This is a genomic window from Stenotrophomonas sp. GSD10, assembly GCF_056172695.1.
The window spans coordinates 2845972-2858610 of the sequence record NZ_JAOCMC010000002.1 but is presented as its reverse complement, the minus strand read 5'-3'; the positions used below and the strand labels follow the sequence as shown (position 1 = coordinate 2858610).

At 67.3% G+C, this 12639-nt stretch carries 11 protein-coding genes and 1 pseudogene; 8 read left to right on the top strand and 4 right to left on the bottom strand.

Annotation, left to right across the window (positions count from 1 at the left end):
- Positions 1–51 precede the first annotated feature (51 nt).
- Both rimO and N4G47_RS13570 read left to right on the top strand, forming a co-directional pair.
- Positions 52–1413, top strand: coding sequence for a 30S ribosomal protein S12 methylthiotransferase RimO (gene rimO, locus N4G47_RS13575; RefSeq protein WP_249843311.1), 1362 nt, complete (start codon positions 52–54; stop codon positions 1411–1413).
- Positions 1410–2234: a DUF3025 domain-containing protein gene (locus N4G47_RS13570; RefSeq protein WP_475287762.1), complete on the top strand. Its 825-nt coding sequence runs from the start codon at positions 1410–1412 to the stop codon at positions 2232–2234. Before rimO ends, N4G47_RS13570 begins: the two co-directional genes overlap by 4 nt.
- A gap of 147 nt (positions 2235–2381) precedes the next feature.
- Here N4G47_RS13570 and greB read toward each other — a convergent pair whose 3' ends face one another.
- Positions 2382–2888 (bottom strand): transcription elongation factor GreB, encoded by a 507-nt coding sequence (gene greB, locus N4G47_RS13565; RefSeq protein ID WP_107231091.1) that lies wholly within the window; start codon positions 2886–2888, stop codon positions 2382–2384.
- A 117-nt stretch (positions 2889–3005) separates the two neighbouring features.
- Complete coding sequence (locus tag N4G47_RS13560; RefSeq protein ID WP_475287758.1) at positions 3006–4511, bottom strand: helicase HerA-like domain-containing protein; 1506 nt, start codon at positions 4509–4511, stop codon at positions 3006–3008.
- 122 nt (positions 4512–4633) lie between these two features.
- On the opposite strand from N4G47_RS13560, the gene N4G47_RS13555 reads away from it, so the two are divergent.
- Positions 4634–6238 carry a transglycosylase SLT domain-containing protein gene (locus tag N4G47_RS13555; RefSeq protein ID WP_107231089.1) on the top strand — a complete coding sequence of 535 codons (1605 nt, stop codon included), beginning with the start codon at positions 4634–4636 and terminating at the stop codon, positions 6236–6238.
- Positions 6239–6261: 23 nt separating this feature from the next.
- On the top strand, positions 6262–6609 hold the full coding sequence (locus N4G47_RS13550; RefSeq protein ID WP_249843316.1) for a ribonuclease E inhibitor RraB: 348 nt from the start codon (positions 6262–6264) through the stop codon (positions 6607–6609).
- Between the two features lie 125 nt (positions 6610–6734).
- Here the strand turns inward: N4G47_RS13550 and asd are convergent, their stop codons facing one another.
- Together asd and N4G47_RS13540 are read right to left on the bottom strand one after the other, a co-directional pair.
- Positions 6735–7577: an archaetidylserine decarboxylase gene (asd, locus tag N4G47_RS13545; RefSeq protein ID WP_475287753.1), complete on the bottom strand. Its 843-nt coding sequence runs from the start codon at positions 7575–7577 to the stop codon at positions 6735–6737.
- A pseudogene (locus tag N4G47_RS13540) lies at positions 7574–8223 on the bottom strand (SCO family protein). Before N4G47_RS13540 ends, asd begins: the two are co-directional and overlap by 4 nt.
- A gap of 122 nt (positions 8224–8345) precedes the next feature.
- Here N4G47_RS13540 and prmB point away from each other — a divergent pair.
- The 4 genes from prmB to N4G47_RS13520 all read left to right on the top strand — a co-directional run bounded on the left by prmB (position 8346) and on the right by N4G47_RS13520 (position 12523).
- Positions 8346–9275 (top strand): 50S ribosomal protein L3 N(5)-glutamine methyltransferase, encoded by a 930-nt coding sequence (gene prmB / locus N4G47_RS13535; RefSeq protein ID WP_475287752.1) that lies wholly within the window; start codon positions 8346–8348, stop codon positions 9273–9275.
- Positions 9272–10375 carry a chorismate synthase gene (gene aroC, locus N4G47_RS13530; RefSeq protein ID WP_475287749.1) on the top strand — a complete coding sequence of 368 codons (1104 nt, stop codon included), beginning with the start codon at positions 9272–9274 and terminating at the stop codon, positions 10373–10375. Before prmB ends, aroC begins: the two co-directional genes overlap by 4 nt.
- On the top strand, positions 10368–11405 hold the full coding sequence (locus N4G47_RS13525) for a 2-hydroxyacid dehydrogenase (protein ID WP_475287746.1): 1038 nt from the start codon (positions 10368–10370) through the stop codon (positions 11403–11405). The genes aroC and N4G47_RS13525 overlap by 8 nt, the downstream gene beginning before the upstream one ends.
- Before the next feature lie 89 nt (positions 11406–11494).
- Positions 11495–12523 (top strand): aspartate-semialdehyde dehydrogenase, encoded by a 1029-nt coding sequence (locus N4G47_RS13520; protein ID WP_475287743.1) that lies wholly within the window; start codon positions 11495–11497, stop codon positions 12521–12523.
- Positions 12524–12639: the final 116 nt, after the last annotated feature.

The window sequence follows — 12639 nt, the reverse complement described above, 5'->3', positions numbered from 1 at the left end:
GACCCCCTGCCATGCCGGCAGGGGCCCAGGCCCCCAGAGTCCCGCGATTCCATGTCCCAGCTGAACCCCAAAGTCGGCTTCGTCAGCCTTGGCTGCCCGAAGGCCCTTGTCGATTCCGAGCGCATCCTTACCCAGCTCCGCTCGGAGGGCTATGACATCGTCCCGTCCTACGATTCGGCCGACGTGGTGGTGGTCAACACCTGCGGCTTCATCGATTCGGCGGTGACCGAGTCGCTGGACGCCATCGGCGAGGCGATGAACCAGAACGGCAAGGTGATCGTCACCGGCTGCCTGGGCAAGCGCCCGGAGCAGATCCGCGAGGCGTACCCGAACGTGCTGGCGGTGTCCGGTCCGCAGGATTACCAGAGCGTGATGGAAGCGGTGCACGAAGCGCTGCCGCCCAAGCACGATCCGTTCGTGGACCTGGTGCCCGACTACGGCATCAAGCTGACCCCGCGTCACTACGCCTACCTGAAGATTTCCGAGGGCTGCAACCACAAGTGCAGCTTCTGCATCATCCCGTCGATGCGCGGCAAGCTGGTTTCGCGCCCGGTCGATGAAGTGCTGCGCGAGGCCGAGCGCCTTGTGCGCGGCGGCGTGCGCGAGCTGCTGGTGGTCTCCCAGGACACCTCGGCCTATGGCGTGGACGTGAAGTACGCCGAGAAGATGTGGCGCAACAAGGCCTACCAGACCCGCCTGAAGGCACTGTGCGAAGGCCTGTCGGAGCTGGATGCGTGGGTCCGCATGCACTATGTCTACCCGTATCCGCACGTGGACGAGGTGGTGCCGCTGATGGCCGAGAATCGCATCCTGCCGTACCTGGATATCCCGTTCCAGCACGCCAGTCCGCGCATCCTGCGCCTGATGAAGCGCCCCGGCGCGGTCGAGAAAACCCTCGAGCGCGTGCAGAACTGGCGCCGCATCGCGCCGGACATCACCGTGCGTTCGACCTTCATCGTCGGCTTCCCGGGCGAGACCGAAGCCGAGTTCGAAGAACTGCTGTCGTTCCTGGACGAGGCACAGCTGGACCGCGTCGGTGCATTTGCCTACTCGCCGGTCGAGGGGGCCACCGCCAACGACCTGCCCGATGCCGTGCCGGAAGCGGTGAAGCAGGAACGCCTGGCCCGTTTCATGGAAAAGCAGGCGCAGATTTCCGCCGCGCGCCTGGAAGCCAAGGTCGGGACCGTGCAGCAGTGCCTGGTCGATGCCATCGAGGGTGACATCGCGGTGGCCCGCTCCAAGGCCGATGCGCCGGAGATCGACGGTCTGGTGCATATCCAGAACGCCGACCAGGTTCCGCTGCGGGTGGGCGAGTTCGTCGACGTGGAAATCACCGAGAGCGACGAGCACGACCTGTACGGCGATGCCTTGGCCGCCGCCGCGCGTCCGGCGTTCGACCTCAAGGTGCTGTGACCACGGTGCCGACCGCCACCGGTGACGACGGCGGTTCACGGCGCTTCGTACCGCCGCCACGCGCAGCGGTCGATCCACGGCTGTTCGCGCACCCGCTGTTTGCCGGCATGCAGGACTTCCGCGACCTGCTGGACGGTACGGCATGGCCCTCCATCGCGGCGCTTGATGCACGCCTGGCCGTGCCGGGCAAGCGCCTGGTTGAACAGGATGCCGCGTTGCTGGCCGACGGCCTGCACTACGAGGCGCGCATCGCACAGGGATGCATTGCCACCCGCGCCGACAACTGGCATGACCTGTTCAATGCGCTGGCCTGGGCACGCCATCGGCAGCTCAAGCATGTGCTCAATGTGCAGCAGTGCCTGCATATCGAGGCCATGCCAGCAGGTCAGCGCAATCGCGCTCAGGCCGCGTTGACCCAGTTCGACGAAAGCGGCGTGATCGCGCGGGTGCGCGATGAGAGAGTGCTGGCGGCATGGGATGCACACGACTGGCCAACGCTGTTTGAACCGATGCACTGGCGAAGCGGCGTTGTGGCCGTCGCGGCGGTGTTCGGTCATGCGCTGATGGAACAGGCGTTGCTGCCGGGCCGCCTGCTGGTCGGCAAATGCGTGGTGGTGCAGGGCGACGATGACGATGCCTGTATCGCCGAAGTTGCTGCGGCCATCCGCGAGGGCCGGGTGCTGACCGATCCGTTGCAGCTGCGACCGCTGCCGCTGGCCGGCATCCCGGGCTGGCACGAGGGGCAGGACGCCGCCTTCCATGCCAACACCGATTACTTCCGCCCGCTGCGCGCGGGGCGCCACTACCCGCCGCCTTTGTAGCGTCGAGCTTGCTCGACTGGCCTGATGCGTAGAGTCGAGCTTGCTCGACTGGCCTGATGCGTAGAGTCGAGCTTGCTCGACTGGTGGCAGGTGCAGCCGAGCGTGGGCTCGGCTCTACAACGGCGACGCAGTCGAGCAAGCTCGACTCTACAACGGCTCGTATTCCACGCCGATCACCGCGAAGGTGAACTGCCCGCCGGGCAGCTCCACCGAGAACTCGTCATCCAGGCGCTTTTTCAGCAACGCCCGCGCCAGCGGCGAATCGATGCTGATCCAGCCCAGCCCCGCGTCGGTCTCGTCCGGGCCAACAATGCGGTACCGCGTGGTGTCACCGCTGTCCACGTTCTCCAGTTCCACCCATGCGCCGAAGAACACCGCTTGCGGATCGGTCGGCGTGGTGTCGACCACGCGCAGCGATTCCAGCCGCTTGGTCAGGTAGCGCACGCGGCGGTCGATCTCGCCCAGCTGCTTCTTGCGATAGGTGTATTCGGCGTTCTCGGAACGATCGCCTTCCGCGGCCGCGGCGGCCAGCGCCTTGACCACTTCTGGACGGCGCACGCGCCAGAGCTCATCCAGCTCGGCCTTCAGGCGTGCGTGCCCGGAGGCGGTGATCAGGGCGGTGCTTTTCTCTGCGGGGGGACGCCAACGGGACATGCGGTAAGACTTCTTTTCAGGGGGAACGATGGGGTCGGAGCCCTTCCTTGCGGAAGGGATCCGACCCGGGGTCAGATCCCTTTCCCACGGAAAGGGCTCTGACCCCATGAAGCGATCTCAGCGCTTGCCGCCGAAAATGCCGCCGAGGATGCCGCGCACGATCTGGTTGCCCAGCTTGGTGCCGACGGTGCGCGTGGTCTGCTTGGCCATGGTCTCGATCATGCCCTGGCGGCGCTTGGTGCCGAAGATCGCATCCTTGATCGACTGGCCGAATCCGCCTTCCTGCGCATCGTCCTGCTCGCGGCTGCGCGCGGCCGGGGCCTGCGCCTGCTCGACCGTCTTCTGTGCGCGCTGGGCCAGCAGTTCGGCGGCCGATTCGCGGTTGATTGCGGTGTCGTAGCGGCTGCCGACTGGGCTGCCGGCGCGTACCTGCGCACGTTCGGCGTCGGTGACCGGCCCCATCCGGCAGCGCGGCGGGGCGATCATCGTCTGCTGCACCGGCATCGGCACGCCCTTGTCCTGCAGCGTGGACACCAGCGCCTCGCCGGTGCCGAGCTGGCTCAGCACCTTGGCCACATCCAGTTTCGGATTCGGCACGAAGGTCTCGGCGGCGGTCTTCACCGCCTTCTGGTCGCGCGGGGTGAACGCACGCAATGCATGCTGCACGCGGTTGCCGAGCTGGCCAAGAATGTTGCCGGGCACGTCGTCGGGGAACTGCGAGCAGAAGTACACGCCCACGCCCTTGGAGCGGATCAGCCGCACCACCTGCTCGATGCGCTGCACCAGCGAGGCGGGTGCGTCATCGAACAGCAGGTGGGCCTCGTCGAAGATGAAGACCAGCTTCGGCTTGTCCAGGTCGCCCACTTCCGGCAACTGTTCGAACAGTTCCGACAGCAGCCACAGCAGGAAGGTCGAATACAGCTTGGGCTTGAGCACCAGCTGGTCGGCGGCGAGGATGCCGATCACGCCGCGCCCATCGTGGTTGACCCGCATGATGTCGGCCAGTTCCAGCGCCGGCTCGCCGAAGAAATTCTCGCCACCATCCTGCGCCAGGCGCAGCACCGCGCGCTGGATCGCCGCGATCGACTGCGCGCTGACCAGCCCATACTCGGTGGAGATGTCCTTGCGTTCCTCGGCGACCAGGCCGAGCAGCGCACGCAGGTCGTCCATGTCCAGCAGCAGCAGGCCACGGTCGTCGGCCAGCTTGAATACGATGTCGAGCACGCCGGCCTGGGTGTCATTCAGTTCCAGGATGCGCGAGAGCAGGGTCGGCCCCATTTCGCTCACGGTGGTGCGCACCGGGTGGCCGAGCTTGCCGTACAGGTCCCAGAAGATGGCCGGGCTGGCGGTCGGCGCATAGTCGGCCACGCCGATCTCGGCGGCGCGCTTGAGCAGGTTCTCGGCGCCGGTACCCGGCACGGCCAGGCCCGACACATCACCCTTCACATCGGCCAGGAACACCGGCACGCCCAGCCGCGAGAAGCCCTCGGCCAGGGTCATCAGGGTCACCGTCTTGCCGGTACCGGTGGCGCCGGCCACCAGGCCGTGACGGTTGCCGAGTTTCGGCAGCAGGGTGACGGCCACATCGTCGGTGATGCCTTTGCCGAGCAGAATCGGATCCATGGTCCAGCCCTTGTGGTGAATAGCCCAATGTTAACCGCCGGCGGTGACGGTCCGAAGGTCCGCTTGCCCGGACCTTGGCGGCGCCGCTACTCTGCCTGCCTGTTTCGCACACAGTGCCATCAATGCCCGTTCCTGTCCTGATTTCCCGTGGTTGGCCGCTGCTGGCCCTGGCCGGCCTGGTTTCCCTGGCACCCGACGCCCATGCACAGCGGGTTTCGGCCCGGGACAAGGTGAAGGTGGATGCGCTGCAGCAGCGCATGGCCGCCGCCGAGAAGCGGTACAGCGACGCCCTGCTGCGGGTCGCCAACGCCGACCCCAAGGGCAGCAACGAGGCCGACGCCGCGCTGGAGGACATGGAAGACGTCCTCAACGACTGCGTGAAGCAGAAGGGCTGCCAGATGGGCACCCTGCTGGCCAGCTACAAGCGCCTGCTCAAGCACGATGCCGACGCCGCAGCCGGCGATGACGTGGCCGACGAGGGCGGTGACCGCCTGGAGGCCGACCCCGACCATATCGGCCCGCTCACCGCCGACGTGCCCGAGGCGGCCCGTGCCGCCGCGCTGTTGAACGACAAGCGGCACGCCTTCGACACCATGGTCGAATACAACCCGGCGGTGCAGGCCGGCATCCGCCGCTGGCTGACCGACATGCGCCCGGCGCTGCTGACCAGCTACGAGAACTACCAGAACCTGCGCGCGGTGATGTGGCCGGAATGGGAAAAGCGCGGCCTGCCCGAAGCGCTGCTGTTCGGCATCATGGCCAAGGAATCCAACGGCCGCGTGCACGCGTCTTCGCGCGCCGGTGCGGCGGGCCTGATGCAGTTCATGCCGGCCACCGGCCGCCGCTTCGGCCTGGGCCCGGACGGCACCGGCTTCGATACGCGCTTTGATGCACGCAGCGCCGCCGAGGCCAGCGCCAGCTACCTCAACGAGCGCCTGCGCGAACTGAACAACAACGTGGAAATGTCGGTGGCCGCCTACAACGGTGGCGAAGGCCGGGCCGCGCGCGTGTTCAAGCAGAGCGGTGGCCAGAGCTTCTGGACCGACAGCGTCTACAACCAGTTCCCGGGCGAGACCAAGGACTATGTGCCGATGGTGATCGCCGCCGCCTGGATCTTCCTGCACCCGCAGCAGTACGGCGTGGAGTTCCCGAAGATCAGTGCGCAGCCGGCCACGCTGCGCCTGGCCAAGTCCACCACCATCTACGAACTGACCATCTGCCTGGGCAGCCACGGCACCCGCGATGGCTACATGCGCGCATTGCGCAACCTCAACCCGCGGTATGAGGCCGACGGCTGGATTCCGGCTGGCACGCTGATCAACGCCACCACCCGCATCGCTGGCCTGTACCAGCGCAACTGCGTCAGCGGCCCGCGCGCCGATCTGGCGCGGACCCTGATCACCGCCGATCTGAACGCGGCAATCGTGCGCCCGACTGCGGCCAGCTACACCGGCAGCGTGGCGGTGGGCGGCGTGGTGCCGGTGGCCGATGCCGCAGCGTCGACCAGCGTGCCGACCACGCCGGTGGCCACGGTGGCGACGCCGCGCCCGGCCGCACGCCCGAAGCCGGTGCGCAGCCACAAGGTGGGCAGGGGCGAGACCCTGGGCGCCATCGCTGCCAGGTTCCAGTGCGACGTGCCGACCCTGGCCCGCGCCAATGGCCTCAAGGCGCCGGCCTACAGCCTGCGCCACGGCCAGACGCTGAAGCTGCAGGGCTGTGACAAGTAATTCCCCCGACCTCCGGAACCCGCATGGACCTTGAAGCCACCCGCAACCTGTTTGCCAACCTCCGCGAAAACACCGACTGGGACATCAACGGCCCATTGCTGTGGGGGTACTTCTTCGTCCACTCCAGCGCGGCGCCGCTGCAGGCCCTGGCCGAGCACCTGCAGGCCCAGGGCTACAGCTTCGTTGACCTGTTCGAGCAGGAACCGGAAGAAGGTGACGCGCCGTTCCACGTGCTGCATGTGGAGCGCGTGGAGATCCACGACGAAGCCTCGCTGGACCGCCGCAACCAGGAATTCGCAGCGCTGGCCGCCGAACATGGCGTGGAGGACTACGACGGCATGGACGTCGGCCCGGCCCCGGCTCTGCAATAACGGATCGATTTCTGTAGAGCCGAGCCCATGCTCGGCTGTCTACGTCGGCAGTCGAGCAAGCTCGACTCTACGAACCTGGTAGTGCCGGCCGCTGGCCGGCATTCCGTGCCCGGGCAAGAGCCAGGTCAGCGCAGTTTTGCCAGCGCCTGGCCCAGCTGCACCGGGCTTTCTGCGCCCAGCTGCGGGGCGAACTCGGCCACGCCCGGCGGCAACAGTACGATCACGGTCGAGCCGTAGTTGAAGCGCGCCATCTCGGCGAAGCGCTCCAGCACGATGCCCTGGCCACGGTAGTCCTTGCGGGTGATGCGGTCGCCGTAAGCGGGAATCTCTTCGCCACTCCAGACCGTTTCCACGCCCGACACCAGCAGCGCCCCCACCATCACGCTCACCATCGGGCCGAAGCTGGTATCGAAATGGCAGACCAGGCGCTCGTTGCGGGCGAACAGGCGGGGCACGCCGTTCACTGCCGCCGGGCCCACGCTGAACAGACGGCCCGGCACGTGCACGGTTTCGCGCAGGGTGCCGGTCCACGGCATGTGCACGCGGTGGTAGTCGCGTGGCGACAGGTACACCGTGGCATACAGGCCGTCGTTGTACGGCTTGGCATCCTCGTCGCTGCCCAGCAGCTCGGCGGCGGTGAACGATTGGCCCTTGGCCTGGAAAATGCGGCCGGCCTCGATCTTCCCCAGCTGGCTGATGCGGCCGTCGGCCGGCATCACCACGCTGCGCGGATCGGCATCGGCCACGCGCGCGCCCGGCTTCAGCGCACGGGTGAAGAACTGGTTGAAGGTCGGGTAGCTGCGCGGGTCCGGATTGGCCGCTTCGTCCAGGTTGACGTTGAACTTGCGGGTGACGGTGTCGATCAGCCAGCGCGACACGCGCGGATCGTCCGAGTACGCCAGCGAACGCGCCATCGAGGACAGCAGGCGGTGGGGCAGGGCGTACGTCAGGGCGGTGGTGAGGCTCATGGGGCGGTTTTCTCGGTCAGCTTCTGCAGGTCGCGGGCGATCGCCGGCGCGTTGAACGGGGGCGCACCAGGCCGGCCAGGCGGCCCTGCGGGTCGAGCACGGCCAGGCTGGCCGAATGCTCGACGGTGTAATCCTCGGGGTTCTCGTCGAAGTGCTTGCCCGGCACCTTCTGGAACACGAAGCCCAGCGAGGTGGCAAAGCGCTCCAGCGAAGGAATGTCGGCGGTGGCGGCCAGGGTGTCCTTGTGGAAGCCGTGCACGTACTCGCCCAGGCGGGTGGCGCTGTCGCGGTCCGGGTCGACCGAGATGAACAGCACGCGCGGGCGCAGCGTGTCTGGCAGGGCTTCCCACTGGTTCTGCGCGCCAGCCAGTTCGGCCAGGGTGGTCGGGCAGACGTCCGGGCAGAAGGTGAAGCCCAGGAACACCAGGGTCCAATGGCCCTTCAGTTCGCCCGGAATCAGGCGCGTGCCGTCGGACTGGGCCAGGTTGAAGTCGGGCAGTGCACGCGGCTGCGGGTACAGCGTGATCGCTTCGGTGGCCGGGGCGTTGGCCGGGGGCTTCGGCGCGAACACCTGCTGGGCGGCCAGCAGGCCCAGGCCTGCCGCCAGGGCGATCAGCAGGATGATGCCGGCGTTGCGATTGAACATGGGGGCCCCCGCGCGAAATGGGCTCCACTATACCGGCTGCGGCCTGATCGTTTCCTCAGCAACGGATGCCGGCGCCGACGCCAGCCCCTATAATCGGGGGCCACTTTGCCCGCAGTACCGCCATGACCGCTGAAACGGCCGCCGAACTCCACACGATCATCGATCTGATCCGCTACGGCACCAGCCGTTTCAATGAAGCCGGGCTGACCTTCGGCCACAGCTACGACAACGCCCTGGACGAGGCCACCCAGCTGGTGCTGCACAGCCTGCACCTGCCGCACGACCTCGGCCCGGCCTACGGCCAGGCGCGCCTGCTGCAGGCCGAGAAGCTGCGCGTGCTGGAGCTGTTCCAGCGCCGCATCGACGAGCGCATTCCGGCCGCCTACCTGACCGGCGAGGCCTGGTTTGCCGGCCTCAGCTTCAAGAGCGATGCGCGCGCCCTGGTGCCGCGTTCGCCGATCGCCGAGCTGATCGAGTGCGGCTTCGAGCCGTGGCTGGCCGGCCGCGATGTGCACCGCGCGCTGGACCTGTGCACCGGCTCGGGTTGCATCGCCATCGCCATGGGCCACTACTACCCGAACTGGGAAGTGGACGGCGTGGACCTGAGTGATGACGCGCTGTCGCTGGCCGAAGAGAACAAGGAGCGCCTGCAGGCGCACAACGTCAGCCTGATCAAGTCCGACCTGTTCAGCGGTCTGACCGGTCGCCACTACGAGCTGATCGTCACCAATCCGCCCTACGTCACCAATGACGAGACCGATGCCCTGCCGCAGGAATACTCCTACGAGCCGGAAATGGGCCTGCGTGCCGGTGATGACGGCCTGGACCTGGTGCTGAAGATCCTGCGCGACGCCCCGCTGCACCTGAGCGAAGACGGCCTGCTGATCTGCGAAGTGGGCGAATCCGAACAGCACTTGATCAAGCTGCTGCCGGAAGTCGACTTCTCCTGGATCGAATTCAAGGTCGGCCAGATGGGCATCTTCGCAGTGGAGTGCCGCGAGCTGATCGCGCACAGCGCGCGCATCACCGATCTGGCGGCGCAGCGCCCGTGAGCTCCAATTCGTTCGGCAAGCTGTTCACCGTCACCACGTTCGGCGAGTCGCACGGGCCGGCCATCGGCTGCGTGATCGATGGCTGCCCGCCGGGGCTGGCGCTGGACGCGGCCGAATTCACCCACGACCTGCAGCGCCGTGCCACCGGCAAGAGCCGGCACACCTCGGCGCGGCGCGAGGCCGACGAGGTCGAGATCCTGTCCGGCGTGTACGAGGGGCTGACCACCGGCACCCCGATCGCGCTGCTGATCCGCAACACCGACCAGCGCAGCAAGGACTACGCCAACATCGGCCAGCAGTTCCGCCCGGGTCATGCCGACTACAGCTACTGGCACAAGTACGGCATCCGCGATCCGCGCGGTGGTGGCCGCTCTTCGGCGCGCGAAACCACCATGCGCGTAGCCGCCGGCGTGGTCGCCAAGAAGTGGCTGGCAGAACGCTTCGGCGTGACTGTGCGGGGCTACCTGTCACAGCTGGGCGAGATCACCCCGGCCGGTTTCGACTGGTCGGCGGTGGAAGACAACCCGTTCTTCTGGCCGCACGCCGAACAGGTGCCGCAGCTGGAGGCGTACATGGATGCGCTGCGCAAGTCCGGTGACTCGGTCGGTGCGCGCGTGGACGTGGTGGCCGACAACGTGCCGCCGGGCTGGGGCGAACCGATCTACGGCAAGCTCGATGGCGACCTCGCCGCCGCGCTGATGAGCATCAATGCAGTGAAGGGCGTGGAGATCGGCGATGGCTTTGCCAGCGCTGCGCAGAAGGGCACCGAGCACCGTGATCTGCTGACCCCGCAGGGCTTTGCCAGCAATCATGCCGGCGGCATCCTCGGCGGCATTTCCACCGGCCAGCCGGTGGTCGCCTCGATCGTCCTGAAGCCGACCTCCAGCCTGCGCCTGCCGGGTCCGTCGCTGGATACCGAAGGCAATGTGGTGGAAGTGGTCACCACCGGCCGTCACGACCCCTGCGTCGGCATCCGCGCCACCCCCATCGCCGAGGCGATGATGGCGCTGGTGCTGATGGATCAGGCACTGCGCCATCGCGCGCAGTGCGGCGATGTCGGCACGATCACCCCGCGCATTCCCGGGCGCATCGATGGCTGACACGCGGCCGACGGTGTGGGTGAGCCAGCCGCTGATCGACGCGGCCATCGCGCCGCTGCGCGATCGCGTGCAGCTGCGCGTCACCGACACCGTTACCGCCTGGTCGCCTGCGCAGATCGCCGAACAGCTGGCCGGCGCCGATGGCGCGATCATCACCCTCAACGAGCGCATCGGTGCGGCCCAGGTGGCCGACGCCGCGCAGCTGCAGGTGATCGCCAATGTCGGCGTCGGCTATAACAATCTGGATGTCGATGCGCTGAGCGCCGCCGGCATCCTCGCCAGCAACACGCCGGACGTGTTGACCGAGACCACGGCCGATCTTGGTTTCGCGCTGCTGATGGCCACTGCGCGCCGCATCACCGAATCCGAGCGCTGGCTGCGCCAAGGGCAGTGGCAGCAGTGGTCGTTCCAGACCATGCTCGGCGCCGACATCCACGGCAGCACGCTGGGTATTCTCGGCATGGGCCGCATCGGCCAGGGCATCGCCCGCCGTGGTGCCCACGGTTTCGGCATGAAGGTGCTGTACCACAACCGTTCGCGCCTGCCGGCCGAGACCGAGGCCGCGCTTGGCGCATCCTATGTGGACCTGGACACGCTGCTGGCACAGTCCGACCACCTGCTCACCGTGCTGCCGTACACCCCGGCCTCGCATCACATCATCGACGCGGCGGCGCTGGCGAAGATGAAGTCCTCTGCCACCCTGGTGAACATCGCCCGCGGCGGCATCGTTGACGAGCTGGCGCTGGCCGATGCGCTGGCCAACGGCCGTCTGGCCGCCGCCGGTCTGGACGTCTACGAGGGCGAACCGGCGGTGCGCCCGGAACTGCTGGCGCTGCGCAACGTGGTGCTGACCCCGCATATCGGCAGCGCCTCGCTGGCCACGCGTACGGCGATGGTGCAGCTGGCCGTGGACAACCTGCTGGCCGGCCTCGGTCTGGCCGGTGACGCGGCGCATATGCCGAGCGCGATCAACGCGGACGCGGCCCTGGCTGCGCGCGTGACCCTGGGCAAAAAAACCGGCAAACGATAGGGAACCTCCGCGCGTCCCGCTTGAGGAGGTTCCCCGAACCCAGCTGTCGTGCACGATTTTCCCATTCCCGTTTTCGTGAGAGTTCCCCCATGAGCAATGCACAGCGCAGTTTCCACGTCGCCATCGTCGGCGCCACCGGTGCGGTCGGCGAGACCATGCTGGCCATCCTGGCCGAACGTGATTTCCCGGTCGGCACCCTGAGCCTGCTCGCTTCGGAGCGTTCGGCCGGTGGCGAAGTCGAGTTCAACGGCCAGAAGATCAAGATCCAGGACCTGGCTACGTTCGATCCGAGTGGTGTCCAGATCGCCCTGTTCTCGGCCGGTGGCAGCGTGTCCAAGGAATACGCGCCGAAGTTCGCCGCCGCCGGTGCGGTGGTGATCGACAATTCCTCGGCCTTCCGTTACGACGATGACGTGCCGCTGGTGGTGTCCGAGGTCAACCCGGACCAGATCGGCAACCGCCCGCGCGGCATCATCGCCAACCCCAACTGCTCGACCATGCAGATGCTGGTGGCGCTGGCGCCGCTGCACCGCAAGTACGGCATCGAGCGCATCAACGTCTCCACCTACCAGTCGGTGTCCGGCGGCGGCCGTTCGGCGCTGGAGGAACTGGGCAAGCAGACCGGCCAGCTGTTGAGCTTCCAGGAGATCGATCCGCAGCGCTTCCCGGTGCAGATCGCCTTCAACCTGATCCCGCACATCGACGACTTCCAGGACAATGGCTTCACCAAGGAAGAGATGAAGCTGGTCTGGGAAACCCGCAAGATCCTCGGCGACGAGAGCATCCTGGTGAACCCGACCGCCGTGCGCGTGCCGGTGTTCTACGGCCACTCCGAATCGGTGGCGATCGAAACCCGCGACAAGGTGACCGTGGCCGAAGCGCGCGCACTGCTGGAGCAGTCGCCTGGCATCGAAGTGGTGGATCGCCACGAAGCCGGTGGTTACCCGACCCCGGTCACCCATGCCTCGGGTACCGATGCGGTGTATGTCGGCCGTATCCGTGAGGACCTGTCGCACCCGCGCGGCCTGAACCTGTGGATCGTGTCGGACAATGTGCGCAAGGGCGCGGCATTGAACGCCGTGCAGCTGGCCGAGCTGGTCGCCGCCGAAGCGCGCTGATCACACGCGCTGTAGAGTCGAGCCATGCTCGACTGACTGGCTCGACTGCTCCGCTCGGGCCGTGCAGTCGAGCAAGCTCGACTCTACCGGGTATCGCCATCGGTGGGTGCGGACCC